General features: G+C 50.5%; 16 protein-coding genes and 1 pseudogene. All 17 read right to left on the bottom strand.

Going from position 1 to position 17,680, the window contains the following annotated elements:
* Nucleotides 1-1,796 (bottom strand): annotated as a pseudogene (locus tag B5D40_RS13080) (tetratricopeptide repeat protein); the annotation flags it as partial.
* Between the two features lie 20 nt (nucleotides 1,797-1,816).
* Nucleotides 1,817-2,059: a Trm112 family protein gene (locus tag B5D40_RS13075; protein ID WP_233134346.1), complete on the bottom strand. Its 243-nt coding sequence runs from the start codon at nucleotides 2,057-2,059 to the stop codon at nucleotides 1,817-1,819.
* Between the two features lie 52 nt (nucleotides 2,060-2,111).
* Complete coding sequence (locus tag B5D40_RS13070) at nucleotides 2,112-3,650, bottom strand: glycosyltransferase (protein WP_078777263.1); 1,539 nt, start codon at nucleotides 3,648-3,650, stop codon at nucleotides 2,112-2,114.
* A gap of 12 nt (nucleotides 3,651-3,662) precedes the next feature.
* Complete coding sequence (locus tag B5D40_RS13065) at nucleotides 3,663-4,376, bottom strand: polyprenol monophosphomannose synthase (protein WP_073305579.1); 714 nt, start codon at nucleotides 4,374-4,376, stop codon at nucleotides 3,663-3,665.
* Nucleotides 4,373-5,323: a glycosyltransferase family 2 protein gene (locus B5D40_RS13060; protein ID WP_078777262.1), complete on the bottom strand. Its 951-nt coding sequence runs from the start codon at nucleotides 5,321-5,323 to the stop codon at nucleotides 4,373-4,375. Before B5D40_RS13060 ends, B5D40_RS13065 begins: the two co-directional genes overlap by 4 nt.
* A 20-nt stretch (nucleotides 5,324-5,343) precedes the next feature.
* On the bottom strand, nucleotides 5,344-8,388 hold the full coding sequence (locus B5D40_RS13055) for a glycosyltransferase family 117 protein (protein WP_078777267.1): 3,045 nt from the start codon (nucleotides 8,386-8,388) through the stop codon (nucleotides 5,344-5,346).
* Nucleotides 8,389-8,417: 29 nt separating this feature from the next.
* Nucleotides 8,418-8,888 carry a transcription antitermination factor NusB gene (gene nusB, locus B5D40_RS13050; RefSeq protein WP_073305583.1) on the bottom strand — a complete coding sequence of 157 codons (471 nt, stop codon included), beginning with the start codon at nucleotides 8,886-8,888 and terminating at the stop codon, nucleotides 8,418-8,420.
* Nucleotides 8,885-9,361 carry a 6,7-dimethyl-8-ribityllumazine synthase gene (ribH, locus tag B5D40_RS13045; RefSeq protein ID WP_078777261.1) on the bottom strand — a complete coding sequence of 159 codons (477 nt, stop codon included), beginning with the start codon at nucleotides 9,359-9,361 and terminating at the stop codon, nucleotides 8,885-8,887. The genes nusB and ribH overlap by 4 nt, the downstream gene beginning before the upstream one ends.
* Before the next feature lie 13 nt (nucleotides 9,362-9,374).
* The gene (locus tag B5D40_RS13040; protein ID WP_073305587.1) at nucleotides 9,375-10,580 is read right to left on the bottom strand and encodes a bifunctional 3,4-dihydroxy-2-butanone-4-phosphate synthase/GTP cyclohydrolase II; all 1,206 of its coding nucleotides are present in this window, start codon (nucleotides 10,578-10,580) and stop codon (nucleotides 9,375-9,377) included.
* Nucleotides 10,570-11,172, bottom strand: a complete 603-nt coding sequence (locus tag B5D40_RS13035; RefSeq protein ID WP_078777266.1) for a riboflavin synthase — start codon at nucleotides 11,170-11,172, stop codon at nucleotides 10,570-10,572. The genes B5D40_RS13040 and B5D40_RS13035 overlap by 11 nt, the downstream gene beginning before the upstream one ends.
* Nucleotides 11,173-11,273: 101 nt before the next feature.
* A complete protein-coding gene (locus tag B5D40_RS13030) occupies nucleotides 11,274-12,521 on the bottom strand; it encodes a hypothetical protein (RefSeq protein WP_078777260.1) in 1,248 nt (415 codons plus the stop codon).
* Nucleotides 12,521-12,652, bottom strand: coding sequence for a hypothetical protein (locus tag B5D40_RS16340; RefSeq protein WP_255404492.1), 132 nt, complete (start codon nucleotides 12,650-12,652; stop codon nucleotides 12,521-12,523). The genes B5D40_RS13030 and B5D40_RS16340 overlap by 1 nt, the downstream gene beginning before the upstream one ends.
* Before the next feature lie 3 nt (nucleotides 12,653-12,655).
* Complete coding sequence (locus tag B5D40_RS13025; protein WP_078777259.1) at nucleotides 12,656-13,084, bottom strand: hypothetical protein; 429 nt, start codon at nucleotides 13,082-13,084, stop codon at nucleotides 12,656-12,658.
* A gap of 496 nt (nucleotides 13,085-13,580) precedes the next feature.
* A complete protein-coding gene (locus B5D40_RS13020; RefSeq protein ID WP_078777265.1) occupies nucleotides 13,581-15,068 on the bottom strand; it encodes a sigma-54 interaction domain-containing protein in 1,488 nt (495 codons plus the stop codon).
* Between the two features lie 10 nt (nucleotides 15,069-15,078).
* On the bottom strand, nucleotides 15,079-16,239 hold the full coding sequence (locus tag B5D40_RS13015; protein WP_078777258.1) for a protein kinase domain-containing protein: 1,161 nt from the start codon (nucleotides 16,237-16,239) through the stop codon (nucleotides 15,079-15,081).
* On the bottom strand, nucleotides 16,229-16,942 hold the full coding sequence (locus B5D40_RS13010; protein ID WP_078777257.1) for a tetratricopeptide repeat protein: 714 nt from the start codon (nucleotides 16,940-16,942) through the stop codon (nucleotides 16,229-16,231). The genes B5D40_RS13015 and B5D40_RS13010 overlap by 11 nt, the downstream gene beginning before the upstream one ends.
* A 98-nt stretch (nucleotides 16,943-17,040) precedes the next feature.
* Nucleotides 17,041-17,680: hypothetical protein (locus tag B5D40_RS13005; RefSeq protein ID WP_234978176.1), on the bottom strand; the 640-nt coding region annotated here is incomplete at its 5' end.

Here is a 17,680-nt window from a genome sequence, read left to right as displayed (position 1 = left end):
TCCGCATCCAAGTCCAAAGTCTCGCCGGATGCCGAGGGAGAAGTTTCTGCGGGAGTTTCCACGCTGGCAGCTGGCGGCAACTCCAAGGATTCTACCGGAACGTCGTCGCTCTCCTTACCGAAAAGACTGTCGAAGGATTGGGAAACATCCGCACCCAAGTCCAATGTGTCACTGGGTGCTGCCGGAGCTGCTTCTGCGGGAGTTTCCACGCTGCTCGTTGTCGGCAACTCCAAGGATTCGGCGAGAACGTCGTCGCTGTCCTTGCCAAAGAGACTGTCGAAGGATTGGGAAACGTCTGTGTCCAAGTCCAATGTCTCGCTGGGTGATGCCGGTGCTGTTTCTGCGGGAGTTTCCACGCTGCTCGTTGTCGGCAACTCTATGGATTCGGTCGGAATGTCGTCGCTGTCCTTACCGAAAAGACTGTCGAAGGATTGGGAAACGTCCGTGTCCAAGTCCAATGTCTCGCCGGATGCCGAGGGAGAAGTTTCTGCGGGAGTTTCCGCGCCGGTCGTTGGCGGCAACTCCAAGGATTCTACCGGAACGTCGTCGCTGTCCTTGCCAAAGAGACTGTCGAAGGATTGGGAAACGTCTGTGTCCAAGTCCAATGTCTCGCTGGGTGATGCCGGTGCTGTTTCTGCGGGAGTTTCCACGCTGCTCGTTGTCGGCAACTCTATGGATTCGGTCGGAATGTCGTCGCTGTCCTTACCGAAAAGACTGTCGAAGGATTGGGAAACGTCCGTGTCCAAGTCCAATGTCTCGCCGGATGCCGAGGGAGAAGTTTCTGCGGGAGTTTCCGCGCCGGTCGTTGGCGGCAACTCTATGGATTCGGCGGTAGGAGAAACGTTTTCGTTTGACGGAGCAGATTTTGTCGGCACAAATTCTTCCGGCAATTCATCTTCGCCAAAAATATCATCAAAAGCATCGGAAAGAGTCTGCGGTTTATCTTCCGCTTTGGGAACGGTGAAAGACTCGGGCGAAGCCTCTTCAACCGCCCCCATTGCCTTTTCTTCCGGCAACGTTTCGGATTCCGTTTCCTGCGTTCCAAAAATTCCCGATAAAGCTGCCGAAATATCATTCCCTTCAATTTCATCGACAGGGAAAAAATCCTTTTCTGTATTGGTCGGAGCAAAACCCGCAATCGCATCGTTCAAACTGTGTTCCAAATCGTTGAACGAGACTTCGCCGTCGTTTTCATCATCCGTAGGCGTCATGGAAGCGAAAGAAGCAAACGGGTCCTCTTCTTCCACCGCCGATTGTTCTGAAGCAACTTCCAGACTTTTTTCAAGCAAAGGTTCTTCTGCAACGGGCAAATCCAACGGCTGTTCCTGAAGCAATTTATCCAAAGAAGTATCTTCGATGGCGACAGCTGCGGTCGTTTCCACTGGCATTTCAAGTGCGCTCATCTGCTGTTCCAAAGCCTCATCGATTGCCGGCTCTTTCCAGAACGGATCCAAATCACGCAACATCTGATAATAGCGATTCCGGTTTGCCAAATCTTCCTTGGCAGCGTAGGCAACATACATCCGGCGTAGAGCGGAAAGGCAATAGGTGTTGCGAAGAAGGACATATTCGCACGCTTCGATAACGCCGTCCCAATCCTGCTTCTCTTCTAAAATTTGCGAAAGAACTAAACGCCCTTCTAAACTTTCCGGAAAAGCGGCAAGCCCCGACCTGGCACACTGCAACGCTTCGTCTAAATCACCGCGTTGACGCATCAAATCGGCAAGCCATGCAAAAGCCATCGACTGTTTCTTTTTGCCTATCGACTTGCGCAGAAATTCAACCGTTGTTGCCATATTTACCTCAATCCTAAAACTTATAACGCAATCGCTTCATCCGCCAAAAGAATGGGAATTCCGTTTTTTACAGGGTAGATTTTTTTTCCATCTTTAGAAACCAGGGCCTCTTCGAGAGTTTCGGACACAAGTGTTCCTCCCGCAGTCTTTACAGTTCCCTGAGCGATTTTCTCATTGACGTTTAAAAGCAACTCTTCAGAAGCCCCTTCAAGGGGTTCCCGGGTATCGGGAGTGCACAAAATCGAAAGCATTTCAGAATCCATAATTCACCTTTTTGACTTCTCTAAAAATAATTCTTTTTCTTATTTGAATCTGTCAGCAAAAGTAATTTAGATCCACTACGGCGTAATTTGTGTTATTTTCCGTCCCGATTAACAACTTCGGACGGATTCCCAGAGCCGCAATCAAATCCTTGTCATAATTTTCCCGAAAGCCATTGGCATCCGAAAGAACCAGCAACTCCTTGCAGCCCGTTCGTCTGCAAATCGCTGACAGCTGTTCAAATCCTCCCAAAAGATGTTCTCGGTTTTCTTCTGAAACTCGCTCCGGATTATTCGTGACGCAGCCCAGGATGTTCAAACCGGTTTTCAAATGATAGCGGTCAAACCAGCATGAAAGCGCGTCGGTCGTCCCGCCGAGCAGAATGGAACGTTTTGCGTTTCCCGAAAAAATCCGATAAAAATAGCGGAGCCAGAACAAAAGCCTTCGCCAAAAGACGCAAGCCAAGACCGATGTCAGGGCGGCGATAGAAATCACCCAGTCCGCGTTCAGCAAAAATACCGAGACCAGAACCCCGATGGCGGAAAACGGCAACAAAAATTTGAAAAGAGAAAATCCCGCGAGCTTGGGCGAGACATAATCCCCGGCGGCGACCATCGGAAGCCAAATGGATAAAGCGAGCACCCCGAATAAATGCCCCGAAATTTCCGTATGGTAAGAGTAGCCGAAAGCGCACAAGCCAACGCAAAAAATATCGACCAGCATTTTCCACCACTGGGGAACCAGACGAGAAAAAACGCCGACAAGCGAAGCGAAAAAAATGCCCAAAGCAATGACAAAAGTCGGCAGATGATAATTGTGGTGTTTCTTGGCAAAAATAATCATCGCCAAGTAAAATTCCACAAAGGTGCGGAAGCGTCTGGTTTTGCTGCTCTGCCCCTTAAAATGCAGAATGCTCGTCCCCGGATAATAGTAATTGTTGAACCCCAGCTTTTTTATCCGCAGGCAAATGTCCAAATCCTCGCCGTACATAAAGTAGTCTTCGTCAAAGCCGCCCAGCTGTTCAAAAGTGCTGCGCTTGACGCCCAGAAAAGAACCGCTCACCGCATCGACGGGAGTTTCTTCATCCGGGTTCAAATACGTCATGTTATACGAAGCAAAAAGTTTGCTTTTGGGAAAGAGAGCAGAGAGGCCGATCGTTTTGCAAATGGCCGCAAATGGCGAAGGAAAAGAGCGGCGGCAAGCCCACTGCAACGTTCCATCTCCGTTCAAAATTTTACAGCCGACGGCCCCCGCATCCGCTTTCGATGCCATATAAGACAACGTTTTCGCAAAGGTTTCCTTGGATACGACCGTGTCGGGATTGACAAAAAACAGAACGTCCTTGGTTGCCGAGCGAGCTGCCAGATTACAGCCTTTTCCAAATCCCAAATTTTCCGAACTGCCCACCCACTTGACTTGAGGGAACGCTTGTTTTTGCGCGGGCAAAATCGGAACCGGCGAACCGTTATCCACGACAATAATTTCGGAATCGATATTTTCCAGAGCGCTCGTCACCGAAGAAAGACAAGCCGGAATATAATCCCGGGAATTATAAGCGACAATAATCACAGAACAGGAGTACGGAGCTTCCATCGACCATCTCCATCAAGAGCGTTTGAAACGGAGCTTCAACACCAGAAAAAACGCCTCGGAAATAATTCCCCCGCTCATCTTGGAAACGCCGCGAATGCGATCTGTAAAAACAATCGGGATTTCCTTGACGCGAAGCCCTTTCTTCCAAATTTTAAAAGTCGTCTCGATTTGAAAGCAGTAGCCGTCGCTTTTCATGCCCGAAAGGTCAAGCGATTCCAACGCGGAACGCCGAAAGCATTTAAAACCGCCAGTCGCATCTTTTACGGGAAGCCCAGTCACGATTCTCGTGTAAAGGTTGGCAAAATAGCTGAGAAGAAGACGTTTCCAATCCCAATTCACCACGCCGAGTTTCTTTTCATTGTAACGGCTGCCGAGAACCAAGTCCGCTTCTTCTGCCGCCGCAAGAAATCGCGGCAAATCTTCGGGATTGTGACTGAAATCGGCGTCCATTTCAAAGACGCGTTCAAAGTCCCGTTCCAAAGCCCAGCGAAAGCCGGCGACATAAGCAGAACCCAGTCCCATTTTTCCCGGACGACGCAAAAGGTGAACCTTCGCATTTTCCGCAGCCATCTTTTCGACAATGTCCCCCGTCCCATCCGGAGAGCCGTCATCCACAATCAAAACTTCCAAGCAAGGATCTTGCGCCAATGCCGCCGGAATAATCAACGAAATGTTGTCTTTTTCGTTGTACGTCGGAATGATGACCAGACTTTTGGGATAATTCATGCGCTTTCCTCCAACGATAAATCCATGTTTCCACGAACCGTTTCCGCAATCGGATAGCGTTGCTTTTTATTGCGGTTGAAAAGTTCCGCCAAAAAGCCCAGCGAAAAAAACTGAACGCCCATTAAAAGCGAAAAGCCGCCAACAACGATGAGCGGGCGCAAATGCAAAGCTCCCGTTCGGAACCACTCCCACCCGAAATAGCCGAAGACTCCGCCGCCAAAAAGCAAAAACAAGAGCCCGAAAAGTCCAAAGAAATGCAAGGGCTTTGTCGCAAACCGACTCAAGAAAAGCAATGTCAGCAAATCCAAGAATCCCGAAACCAAGCGGGAAACCCCGTATTTGGATGTTCCGTGAACCCGAGCGCGATGAGCGACAGGCATTTCGGTAATCCGCGCGCCCTGCCACTTCGCCATCACCGGGATGAAACGGTGAAAATCCCCATACAAATTGATAAAGCGGACGACCGAACTCCGGTACAATTTAATGCCGCAATTAAAATCGTGCAGACGCTTGCCGCAAATCAAGGAGACTGTCAAATTAAAAAGCTTTGACGGCCAAGTCTTGTGCCACGGATCATGCCGACGCACTTTCCAGCCAGAAACCAAATCGTAACCGTCGTCAAGGATTTTCATCATTTTGGGAATTTCGCGAGGATCGTCCTGAAGGTCCCCGTCCAAAGTCGCAATCAAATCGCCACGGCTTTTCGAGAAGCCCAAAGAAAGGGCGTCCGCTTTTCCGCAATTAAACTGGAACCGAAAGAGTCGCAAGAATTCGTATTTCTTCGCCAAGTCCAAAAGGATGCTCCACGAAGCGTCTCGGCTCCCGTCATCGATGACGATGACTTCAAACGTTTTTCCCGTCGGCGTTATCGCTGCGACGATTTCTTCCATCAAAGGCGGCAGATTTTCCGCTTCATCTTTGACGGGAATGACCAGACTTAAATCCATACAAAATTCCTAGAGCGCTCTTATTTGGTAGGCAAGGCCGAAGAATCCGAAACCGCCACCGAATCCGGAACAACCGCAAGCGGCATATCCGGCATCGATTCAAAAGACTGGCGGTTTATTTCTAGACGGGCACGTCCCTGCTCGTCAAAAACCGACACATTTTTAAGTCCCTTATCCAAGTATTCCAAAGCCCGCTTTTTCTCGCGAACCGGCTCCAGAATATAGGAAGCTGCCCAATAGCAACGCCATTCTTCGGGGAATTGCGCAATGCCCTTGTCCAAGAAATGCAGAGCCTTTTCGACCAAGGCGTCTATCTGCTGTTTCTTTGAAGTTGTGAGCGGAGCGTTTTGCAGCAAAGCCACGATATTTTCTCGCACTTGGAAAGCGATTTGCAAATAAAGCGAAGTGTAGCTAGAAAGCAAACGCGTCGTTTCTCCATCGATGTAAGCCGTGCCATCGCCCAAGCCGCGGAACTTGTAAACGCTGTCGATCAAGTAGGCGGTTCTTTCCAAATCGAAATCCTGATTTACAGAACGCCTGTCCGTCGTGTCACCCTGCATCAGGTTGAAAATCATGCCTTCCTGAACCATGTATTTTTCCAGCCCCATAAAATTGGACTGTCCGACCGTCGTCGAAAAATGCAGCGGTCGATCCACATTGTTCATCGCCAAGTCCAGAACCAGCTTATACTGGGTGAGCATCAGACCGACGTGCGATTTCGCTTGCCATTCCTTGAATGCGGAATAGACCTGCAGCATCACGCGGTACTGCTTGAGCTTGAGGGTATCCGCATCGGGCTTTGCCGCCCCTGTGGAGTCCGTCATGTTGGCAATTCGACTCTGCAATGCCGGAATAGCCCTATCCGCTTTGGCAATCCATGTCTGCGTGTAGTGTTCCGGGTTACGCTCGTTCAAATCGCCGATCGCCATGCGCTTTTCAATGCCTTCCTTGTCGTAGCTCAACTTGAGAATCGGTTCCTGGGTCAGCATCTGTTTGATATACCAGTCCGTATTGCCCAAAGAGAGGTTCACCACCCGGACATCCTTGCGGACTCCCGCAACTTGCTGGGCAAACCACAGCGGGAAAGTATCATTGTCGCCGTTCGTAAACAGAATCGCGTTCGGACGGCAGCTCATCAGCAGGTTATACGCATAATCCCACGGGACCCAAAGGCCGGAGCGGTCGTGTTCGCGGTAATTCGAAATGCACGGGATTACGGAACAGATGGCAATAAACGCCACCGCGACCGGAGCCGCAAACGCAGAAGCCTTGATCGCCAGCAGATAAACCAGAATGCCGACGCCCACGCCAAAAATCAGGCTCATAAAAATAAAGGCCGGCGTATAGAAATAATCCCGTTCACGGACCTCGATGTGCACCGTTTCCGGGAATGGCGCGCGGCGTCCCACTTTGGCATAGGCGGCTTCTATTAGCTTCCAGCTCTGCCAGATCGGAGCGCTTTCCAATGCGTGCAATTTCTGTTCCGCAGTCGAGATTTCCGAAGCCGATGCGTTGCGGTAGCGCAGCGTATTCAAAGCCATCTTGGCATGCTCGATATTCTGGCGGGCATCGATCAGAGCGTTCGGATTCGGAACCGACGGAATGGAAATTCCCGCCTGTTTCAGATCGCGGACGTTCGATTCCATCGCCGACTTCCAGTAATTGAAATCCCTTGAAGAATCCATACGCGTGCCATCGGCAAAATTCACATAGAAAAGAAGCCCGAACGAACATAGCGCGTACAGAATGCCCAAATAAACGCCGAGCTTTTTGCTCCGACGGTAAGAGAACACGCAAACAGCGAGAATCGCCCCGTTAAAAAGTAAGAACCAAATCAGCTGCGCCGGGACGTTATCGCCCATCAGCTGCATCTGGGTGGGGAAATAAAAGCCGAAACGTTCCAGAGGCTCGTTTTCCGACGGGTCAAAAACATACGTTCCATTTCCAAAAGAAACCCCGCCGACTTTGAACGGCAAATACTGCGCGATCTGATATCCGCCATAGCCCATATTCGGGAAAGAGAGGAATTGGTGCGCCGTGCGAGCGCGGCGGTGCATTGCTCGGCTCAACATGCTTTCGGAACCGTATTGCTTGCGCTCGACAAAATCGTTGAAGGATTTCCAGTTCTTGGAATCCAAAAGATTCCCCAGCTGCAGATTTCCCTGTTCGTCCTTGAAATTGATTTCGGGATCATTTTCGTCGATTGCCGGATTCAGTTCCGAACGAATAGGCAAATAAAGATGCGAGCTATAACCCAAAAGGGCGACCAGCGCAAAGGCAAAGGAAAGGCGGAAACTCTTTTTCACTTCGAGCGAACCCACCCGAGCAAGAACTAGCACGCCCAGCACAAAGGCCGACGCAATCGCTATCGCGATAAAACTGGAAACCGCATAAATGACCGAGCAAAGCAGCGTGCCGGTAATCCAGACGGGAATCCGCGAAACGATTTTCTTGGGCTCCGCCAAAAGCAACAGAGCGAAAACGGCGGGAATGGTGAGAAGGGTGTACAGATGCGCCCCGACACCGACAAAAGCGATGTAGCAAATAAAGATGAGAATCCGATTACCCCAACCGTCGTCCTTGTGGTCGAGCCATTTGAACGCCAGGTAAGAAACCAGCATCACGATGAACATGGCAAAGCCGTAAACTTCGGCTTCAACCGCATTGAACCAGAAAGTATCGCTGAACGTCAGCAAAGTTCCGGCAGTCAAAGCCGCCGTGAAGAGAATCAGCTTGCGAAATCCCGCCGAAACCCTGTCCACCAGACTGTCTTTGGAAAGGATTTTCGCCAAGAAGTCCCACGCAAAAAGCGAAGTGACAAAAACCGTCGCCGCGGAACAGAATACGGAAATGTAATTGACGCGTTTCGCGATTTCTTCCACAAACGGAAGTGCGAGAATGACCGCTCGAGAAAGCAGTACAAAAAACGGCGTTCCAGGAGGGTGCGGAATGCCTAAAATATTCGAGCAGGCGATAAATTCACCGCAATCCCAGAAACTCACCGTCGGCGCCATCGTCATGGCGTAAACAATAAAAGCAACAACGGCAGCGAGTCCCGCCGTCATATACTTCAGCAGATTTTCCGATATTTTTTTCACTTTGAGCGTTCCTCCTGATTATCCGAAGCGAGCATTCCCTTGCTTCGGGCAAACTGGTTCAAAATTCCGTTGATAAAACGAGAAGAGTTTTCCGTGCTGAATTTATTGGCGATTTCCACGGCTTCATTGATGACAACCTTCACGGGAACATCCGGCTTGTATTGGAGTTCCGTAAGTGCGATGTACAAGAGCAGACGGTCCAGAATCGCCAAACGATCCAGCGACCAACCTTGCGAATATTCTTCCAAGAGAGCGTCGAGTTCTGCGCGATGCTCCTGAATCAAATCCACCAGCGACATGCCGTAGCGTTTCATTTCGGCGGCAAGTTCTTTTTTGGACGCTGCCCGCATACTGTCCAAAATGCCGTCCACGCATTTGCCGACGGGCTGTTTGGTCAATTCCATGGCATACAGAAGTTCCATGGCAAAAACCCGAGCACTTCTTTTGCTGATACCGAAAGAGGTCATGCGAGTTCCTTGTAAAGATTCACCATTTCCACAGCGCTTTCGGCACAATCAGTGCCCTTATTGCCACCCTTGAGCCCGGAGCGCGCCATCGCCTGATCCACGGTATCCGTCGTCAGCACGCCGAAAATAACCGGGATCTGCCCAGCAGCCGCCAGATTCGCAATGCCGCTCGTCACGGCATTCACCACGCAATCGAAATGCGGCGTTTCTCCGCGAATCACAGCCCCAAGAACAATCACTGCATCAAATTTTTGAGAATCCACAAAGCGCTTGGCGACTCCAGGAAGTTCAAAAGCTCCCGGAACATGGGCGACAGAAATCGCCGACGCTTCAACGCCGACTTCTTCCAATTTGGCAATAGCCCCGGAAAGAAGGCTTTCGGTCACTGTCGTATTGAAGTCCGCGACGGCAATGGCGATTTTCATTCCATTTCCCGCAAGACGCTTTTTAAAAACATTGACTTCGTTTTTCATAAAAGGAACGCCCTTATTCGTTCAGATTATTCAAGATGTGTCCCATCTTTTCTTTTTTGGTTTGCAGATAAAAACGATCTTCCGGAGTCGGAGGAATCTCGATAGGTACGCGTTCTACGATTTCAAGTCCGTAGCCTTCGATGCCAGTCACCTTTGCCGGGTTATTTGTCAAAAGACGCATCCGGCGAACTCCTAAATCTTTTAAAATCTGCGCCCCGATTCCATATTCCCGAAGATCCGGTTTAAACCCGAGACGACGGTTTGCTTCCACCGTATCCAATCCCTGCTCCTGCAATTCATAAGCGCGGAGCTTGTTGCAGAGGCCGATACCCCGACCTTCCTGATTTCTCATGTAAAGGAAAACGCCGCCGTTCTTGCCGATAAAGCGCATGGCGCTTTCCAGTTGGGCTCCGCAATCGCAACGCTTTGAACCGAAGATGTCTCCGGTGAGACATTCGCTGTGAACGCGCACATAAACGGGTTTTGAAAAATCCAATTCGCCAGAAACCCAGGCGACGTGCTCCGAGCCATCCGTTTTGCTGCGATAGCCATAAGCGCGGAACAGCCCAAACCGAGTCGGCACATTCGGCGCAGCGATACGCTCCACAAATGATTCCGTGCGCAGACGGTATTCGATCAAATCCTTGATAGAGATAATTTTAAGCCCGAATTTTTGAGCGACTTCCTGCAATTGCGGCATCCGAGCCATCGTGCCGTCTTCATTCATGATTTCAATGAGAGCGGCTGCAGGGCGAAAACCGGCTAGCCTTGCCAAATCCACAGCGGCTTCCGTGTGCCCCGCGCGGCGCAGCACGCCTTCGTCCTGCGCATAAAGCGGAGAGATGTGCCCCGGACGCCCAAAATCGCTCGGCTTCGAATTCGGATTTGCCAAAGCCAAAATCGTTTCCGCGCGGTCGTGGGCAGAAACCCCCGTCGTGCAGCCTTCGATTTTATCGACCATGATGGTGAAAGGCGTTCCCAAAGCGGAAGTATTTTCCACCGTCTGACGGGAAAGTTCCAATTCCCGGCAACGGCTTTTCGGCAAGGGGCAGCAAAGGACGCCACGCCCTTCGTGCAGCATGAAATTCACCTTTTCCGGAGTGATTTTTTCGGCGGCGATAATGAAATCGCCTTCGTTTTCGCGATCTTCGTCATCGACGACAATCAAAAATTTGCCGTTTCTAAAATCTTCGATGGCGTCTTCAATTTTATTCAGCAAGGTTTCTGTCCTTCAAATAGTTTTCGATATACTTGCCCAGCATATCCACTTCCACGTTCACGAGAGTGCCGGGAATCCAATTCTTCAAATTCGTACGGGAAAGGGTTTCTGGAATAATGCAGACCCGAAGCGAATCTTTATTTTTTTCGGCGACGGTCAGGCTGATTCCGTTCAAGGAAATCGATCCACGGCGAATCACATAGCGATTCAAATCCGCGGGAAGTTCCAAATCCACTTCCACGCCGGTTTCCCGAGGAAAAACGTTCAGGACCCGAATCACCGTGTCCACGTGACCCATTACAAAATGTCCGCCCATCAAGGAATCCGCGCGAACCGGCAATTCCAAATTGACCCATTTTCCGACTGAAGCCTGTTTAAAAGAGGTGTTTTCCACAGTCTGGTGCATGATGCAGAAGGTCGCTTCGTCCGCCGTGCACTTTTCCACCGACAGACACACGCCATCATTGGCGACGCTGTCGCCCTCGTGACAATGGGCAAAAAATCCGGGAGAGCGCAACCGCATCGAAAGGGCGTCACCGCGATTTTCCAAAGAAAGGATTTCGCCGGTCGCTTGAATAATTCCTGTAAACATACCGCCAAAAATAGAAATTTTGTTTGCCGAAATCCCTTTTCCTTTTCAATTAGGGGCAATTCACCCAGCGAAAAGCAAGCGACACGCCTCGTCGAGGCCGTTCAAAAACAGGCGGACACGCCCATCCTCATGTCGCCAATCCAATAGGTGTCGGCACTGTATTCGGGATGTCCAGACGGCAAATCCAAGAATCGGTGGAAAAACATTCCCACGGAAAGATAGGCGCCCAGCACTTCTCCTTGAATTCCACCCTGCAACCGAAAAAAGCCCTGAAGCGTTTTCCGGTTCCATGTCACATTTTTCCAACGAGGGACGCCGCCGAAATCTTCCTGCGCCGCTTTCCATTCGTCCGCTTCGGGATTCCAGGCGACAAAGAGATTCCCCCAAAGCTCCAAGGAAAACAATTCCTGAAAACGATACCCGATTTTTCCATCGATTTCCGGACCCAGCTTTTTATCGCTGCCATAATAATAGCGTTCCCGGACAGAATCCGCCCCCGCAAAACCGTTTCCAAATTCAAAGCCAGCATCTTCACCGGGCATTGGAAAATCCGAAGGCGGCTTAGGATACCAAAAATAGGCGTTCACCGAAGTGTCCCGGTCAAAGCGCGCCGACAAAACCGCATTTGCCCAAAATCCTTTAGCCGGTCGATTTTCAGCATAGGCGCCCAATTTCACCCGCCCTCGCCCGTTTTCATCGAAAAAACTGAAAAGTTCCAATCCGTTTTGAAAATTTCCTTGGGAATACAGGGCGAATTTTCCCGAAAGCGTTCCCGAAAAAACAGCCTCGTTTCCATCCGAGAACTGAACGCCTGCGCCCGCATCCACTTCAAAGCGTTCCCCCTGAAGAGAATATTCCAACACCGGCAAGAACACCCAGCGAGTCGTGTCAAAAACGGTTTCGTCCTCATGCCAAAACAGGTTCGACATTCCGCGAATCGCCCAAGTATGCTGAAGACCGCCAAAGCGACGTCTGTATTCCACGCCCAGCAACAAGTAGCCTTCTCCCGAAAATTCACTGGCTTCCAGCGAATCGCCGAACTCCTTATAATAAATTCCCACCAGTTCCATCTTCGAGAAAAAATGCAGCCGCCGTTCCTCCCCAAAGTCCGTTCCCGAAACGCCAAGAGCGTCATAATATTCCGACAAAATCTGGCGGATTTCCTCACTATGGGTTCCCTCCCGCTCACGCGCCATTTCCAGCAGTGCGATGGTCTGCACGGCGTCGCCCGCATCCTCCGCTTCCAGCGCTTTTTCAAACAGCGAATCCTGCACCGTATCGGCAAAGACTCCATTCATTTGCAGCAGAATACAGATTCCAAACAACCAGAACGAAAACCCGAAACGCATCAGGCCTCTTCTAAAAATTGTTTTGGCGAAGAAAAATCGCGTGAGACCGAGCGATGCGTCAAGAAGCGGTTGCCGAGCCAGTCAAGACGCAACAGGCGATTTTTTGAAAATGAATTTTGAGCAGCGGCCATCGATCAGAATTTCGGGTCGCCATACTCCGGAAGAGGCGGGGCAAACACGTCCCTTCCCGAGCTCATCGCCCGATGATTGTCGTTCATCTGGCGGCGTTCATTTTCCATACGGCGTGGCGGCGTACCTCTTTTTGAAAAATCACCCGTATTTCGAGAACTTTCGTTTCGCTTTTTAGAAAGCGCTTCATGGATAAAAACCTTTTCCTGCGGCGAACTTTCCCGCAATTTGGAAAGGAGTTTTTCCCGGGCAACGCGACGTTCAGCGCGTTTCTGCTCCCAAGAAGCGTTCTTTGTACCATCTAGGCTGCGTCCGGACTGGACGGTCTCTTCCACAGGACTGGAAACCTGGGATTCGGGCATGGACTGAGCGCGAGCCGCCCCCAAAAGAGCGACACCGAACAATACGGAAATACAAAAGAAATTCTTATTCATATCCGCGGTTCTCGCAAAAAGTATGCCTATTTGCTTAAGATAGCTAAAATCATACTAGATCATCTAAAAAAAATCGCTCCGGAGAAGAAAAATGGGGAAGAATTAGGGATTAGCGATTAGCGGCGAGTGCCTGTCGAAGGGCAGCAACCATGCTTCGACAAGCTCAGCAACCATGCCTCGATTAGTTTGACAATCGGGAGGCCGTTCTTTCGCTATTTGGTATTTTCTTTATGCAGCTTTCCCTGTATTCAATTCTAAAATTCCTTCAAAACTTAAAGAATGCGAAGCATCTCGCAGCCATCGAGAAAAATGCACTTTGAAAAAGAAATTCACGTTTTGAAGATGAGTTCAGCTTGCAAAAGAAAATGCCCCGTTTGAAAAAAACTCCGCTCTGAACTCTAGTCACTTTTCACTAACGGCTAACTAACGGCTAATCTCTGACAACTAGCCGCTTTAATGCTACCGATTTTTGAAAAGGCATTTTTAGAAGCCGCCTCTACTTTTTCTTCGGGGAATTCCGTTTATAGTCTTCTTTGCGGATATTCAAGCGATCCATGATTTCGCGGAGAACTTTGCGGTCCACTCCCAGAATCGTCGCGGCCAGAGTCAGATTCCCATTCGCGTCGCGGAGCGAAGCGTCGATGACCGCCCGATCCGAAATTTCACGGGATTCTTTCAAAGTGCGCGGCGACTCCTTAACCTTTTCCCGCAAAACATCCAGTTCCAAATCTTTCGGCTGGATGACGCATTTTTCGGCCTGAACAAGGGCTTTTTGAATCCGATTTTCCAACTCCCGCACATTCCCCGGCCAGGAATACGCGAGCAACGCTTTTTCTGCAGCACGGGAAAAATGGAATTTTCCAAGGCCGTATTCGGAGGCGTAACGCTTGGCAAAATCTTCGGCAAGCAGAAGAACGTCCTGACCGCGTTCCCGGAGCGGCGGCATTTTCAAAGACATCACCTGGATGCGGTAATAGAGGTCTTCCCGAAAGCGGTGTTCCTTCATAGCCAGTTCCAAATCCACGTGCGTCGCCGAAATGATGCGCACGTTGACGGGAATTTCCCGACTGTCCCCCACTCGAGCAATCCGATGCTCCTGCAAAACGCGCAAAAGCTTCACCTGCATGCCCAGCGGAAGATCCCCAATTTCATCGAGAAAAAGAGTCCCTCCGTCCGCTTCTTCAAATACGCCCTTGCGGGTATCAATCGCGCCCGAAAAAGATCCCCTGACATGGCCGAATAGAATGGATTCGATCAGATTTTCAGGAATGGCACCGCAGTTGATAGCGACAAAAGGCTTTTCGGCACGAGGACTCTGACTGTGAATCCAGCGGGCAAGCACTTCCTTTCCGGTTCCCGTTTCGCCGCGGATGATAATGGGAGTCGGCAGCGCAATGAACTTTTCCGCCTGGGAAATCACATCCGACATTCCTTTGGAAACATACACGATGGAGCCTTTCCGAGTCACGCCGCGGAACGCGTCCAAAGTTTCCCTATCGCTTTGGCGATTGTAGGCGGAAAACGCTATTTTTTCCGAAACGGAAACGAACTTGTCGAAAAGTTTCTTCTCCTCTTCACCGAAAGGATCCCGCCGGGCTTCCCGTTGCAAATACAAAAATCCCGAAACCACATCCGCCGAAAGAGTCTGGAACGGCGCCACCATAATGCTAGTCAGCCTGTTCCGCACAATCGATTTGGAAACGTCCCCGGCATCGCCATCCACCTGATTCCAGAGAATCGCCTTTTTTTCTTCTCGAGCTCGGCGAACCGCACTCGACGAAATGGCCACGGACGAAGGATACGCAAAACGGAACGGCTCGTTCGCAAGTTCCGCCGGGATTTCCAAGACAGCCGCATCGGCGCGCAAGGCCTGGCACGCCACCCGCGCAATCATCGGCAACAGTTCCTGCGGGGTCGATTCGTCCAAAAGCTGGGAAAGCATATCCAGCAAATCCGACGACATTTTCATCGATTCCTGATTCATCCGTTCTCCTTTAGCGAACTTCGTCGGCGAGAGTGTCGGCATCCGTCAAAATGCCACGGACAGCTTGAGTGTCTCGGGACAAGGACGCCGCCGACTCATCTACAGGCAGCGAACGGGTATTTTCCAACATCGTTTTTCCGACCTGTTCAACATCCGGCAAAGACGTTTTTCCAAAGAATATATATAGGAAGAAAAAAAGAACGGCCAGCAATACCGCGAAACCGGCGCAAAGTTTTTTGAGCCGTGCCACCCTTTTGGAACGATTCACCCCGAAACTTTCCCCGTCCGCACTTTGAAACGGATTTTCTTCTGGATGCCGAGCAATGCCCGCTTCCCACTCCCGAATCCGGAGCGCCAGTTCGTTTTTCCATGCCGTTTCCTTTGCCCGATTTTCCGCCGAGTCGTCCAAAGAGAGTTCGCTTTCCGCAATTTCCAGACTTTCGTCGAGTTCATCCAAATCTTCGAACCGGTCCGCAGGAAACCTCCGGAGCATCCCTTTCCACAGGGGGCGAAATTTTCGGAGCATCTCCGGCGGCAATTTTCCCAAACTGCACAGACGCATGGAAGCATCATAAGAATCCACTTGAAACACGGAGTTCTCTACCAGACCCAAGCTTTCGCCCGCAAACAGCGGTTCGCCCGCAATCCAAAAATACAGCAGGGCGCCCAGGCTGAACATTTCGCTTTTTTCCGTCGGTTCCAAACCTTCAAAACGTTCCGGAGCCGCATACCGCGGCGTTCCCAACACGCCGGTTCCCCCATCGACCAGATGCGGATTTCCCTCCCCATCGACCAGCACGTTTTCCGGGCTCAAATCCCCATGAAAAGATCCCGCGTCCGACAGTGCCAAAAGAGTTCTGCAAATCTGCCGCAGCATTTTTACGGCAATGCGGGGCGGCATGGGAGCAAGCAAAGCGGTCGATACCCCTCTGACATATTCCAAGACGACAAACGGACGACCGTTCAAAATTCCCTTGCCCAAAATGCGGTCAACGCCCGGCGATTCCAGCCCGCTCCATTCCGCCATTTCCCCATTTCCCGAAGAACTTTCGCGCGCCCATTTCAAAACAACCGGGTGCGTCCCATCCAGCAAAGCGCGGTAAACGACGGCTTCGCCGCCCTCGCCCATTTTACGAAAAGCCGAAAGCCTTTTTCCCCAATCAGCGTCCACGAGACTTTCCTTTCCGAAGTTCCATCGCTTTCAAACTGTCTTCCGCCACTTTCATCCAGCGCTGCAAATGACGGTTTTGGGGAAACTGGGCGGCCCCCAGCGACCAGACGTCCCAAGCGTCCTCGACGGACCCGAGTTCCCAATACAGATTTCCCAAGTTGGAATAGGCGGGAGCGAAATCTGGATTTTCGGAAAGGATTCCGGTAAAAATTTTCTGCGCCAAATCGTTTTCCCCCATTTTCTGCAAGACGAGCGCTTTCAAATTCAAACTGAAATAATTGGTGCTGTCCAAGTCCAGGGAACGGTTCAAAATGCCGAGAACCTTTGCCCGGGGATTTTCTTCGACCTTGGCGCGAGCCAAATAAAAAAGGGCGGAAGAGTGCATTTCCCGAGCCAGCAAAGAATCGATTTTTGCAAGAATCGCAAATTCCGAAAGGGTTTGTGTCCAAAGTTCCACAGAATGCTGGCCGATTTTTTCCGCCGATTCCGCTTTGCCGAAACAGGCAAGCGCCATGCCATAGCGGGCATTCCTGTCTGCCGGACGCTTGTCCAGGGCAGCCGAAAAAGCTTTCATCGCCCGATCATAATCGCCGACCTGAAGAGCTTCGCTCCCCGACTGTTCCAAGGAATTGCAGCCGACGAACCCGAAGGCGAATCCCAAAAACAGCGCAACGCAAATGATTCTGAAAAAAACTTTTTCCATACAATCTTAAAATAATATAGAAAGAAGTCGAAAGTGGAAAGTTCCGCCACCGCGAGGATGGTTCGAGATGCTCACCAACCGTGGTTCAACGAGTTCGGCTACCGCCAATAGGCAGTAAGCCAAAGATATAATTCATCCGTGTATTTGCCGACATCAAAGTAAAAATCGTCGTGCCAAACTCTGAAAAACGGATAGAAAGTGGAGTCGTTCGGAACCGTGATCTTTTCCGTTCTTTCTTGAATGGTTTGGCAGTAGGATTCGCCTTGAACCTTGTAAAAGCAAACTCTAGAACCCACCTCAAAATTGGTAAAGGCGACCGAATCCTGCGAAGGCGAAGCTTCCCCCAGCCAGGGAGCCAAATCGATATCGTAATCCTTGTGCTTCTTTTTCTTATCCAAAAGGGAAAAGCGGACGTGCCCGTCTGTCACGGGAACATTCCAAGACGGCAACGTGTCCCCACCATCAATAAATCGGTCGGATTCCGCAACAAGGGTATCGTTTCCGGCGATGAATGTATAATGGAATCCATATTTGTATTCGCTTTTGGGTGACGGAGTTCCCTTAACGCGTACGCTGGAACGGCATGACATATCCCGTTCGCAATGAACGGCAAGATAAACAAATAAATAAGAGCCGTGAGTTTTTGCCATCTTCACTTCTTGGGAATCATCAGAAGAGAAAATATCCGATAAATCGGAGCAGCCTAAAAATATCAGGCAGAAAAGGCAAAGGATTCTA

The organism is Fibrobacter intestinalis, assembly GCF_900167415.1.
GTDB lineage: Bacteria > Fibrobacterota > Fibrobacteria > Fibrobacterales > Fibrobacteraceae > Hallerella > Hallerella intestinalis.
Note: the sequence above shows the minus strand (reverse complement) of the source record. Positions and strands in the feature narration are given on the sequence as shown.

Excerpts from the sequence above, each read along its gene's own strand:
- B5D40_RS13075 (WP_233134346.1), bottom strand. The coding sequence starts at position 2,059 with ATGGATTCTGAAATGCTTTCGATTTTGTGCACTCCCGATACCCGGGAA.
- B5D40_RS13070 (WP_078777263.1), bottom strand. The coding sequence starts at position 3,650 with ATGGAAGCTCCGTACTCCTGTTCTGTGATTATTGTCGCTTATAATTCC.
- B5D40_RS13065 (WP_073305579.1), bottom strand. The coding sequence starts at position 4,376 with ATGAATTATCCCAAAAGTCTGGTCATCATTCCGACGTACAACGAAAAA.
- B5D40_RS13060 (WP_078777262.1), bottom strand. The coding sequence starts at position 5,323 with ATGGATTTAAGTCTGGTCATTCCCGTCAAAGATGAAGCGGAAAATCTG.
- B5D40_RS13055 (WP_078777267.1), bottom strand. The coding sequence starts at position 8,388 with ATGACGGCGGGACTCGCTGCCGTTGTTGCTTTTATTGTTTACGCCATG.
- nusB (WP_073305583.1), bottom strand. The coding sequence starts at position 8,888 with ATGACCTCTTTCGGTATCAGCAAAAGAAGTGCTCGGGTTTTTGCCATG.
- ribH (WP_078777261.1), bottom strand. The coding sequence starts at position 9,361 with ATGAAAAACGAAGTCAATGTTTTTAAAAAGCGTCTTGCGGGAAATGGA.
- B5D40_RS13035 (WP_078777266.1), bottom strand. The coding sequence starts at position 11,172 with ATGTTTACAGGAATTATTCAAGCGACCGGCGAAATCCTTTCTTTGGAA.
- B5D40_RS13030 (WP_078777260.1), bottom strand. The coding sequence starts at position 12,521 with ATGCGTTTCGGGTTTTCGTTCTGGTTGTTTGGAATCTGTATTCTGCTG.
- B5D40_RS16340 (WP_255404492.1), bottom strand. The coding sequence starts at position 12,652 with ATGGCCGCTGCTCAAAATTCATTTTCAAAAAATCGCCTGTTGCGTCTT.
- B5D40_RS13025 (WP_078777259.1), bottom strand. The coding sequence starts at position 13,084 with ATGAATAAGAATTTCTTTTGTATTTCCGTATTGTTCGGTGTCGCTCTT.
- B5D40_RS13020 (WP_078777265.1), bottom strand. The coding sequence starts at position 15,068 with ATGAATCAGGAATCGATGAAAATGTCGTCGGATTTGCTGGATATGCTT.
- B5D40_RS13010 (WP_078777257.1), bottom strand. The coding sequence starts at position 16,942 with ATGGAAAAAGTTTTTTTCAGAATCATTTGCGTTGCGCTGTTTTTGGGA.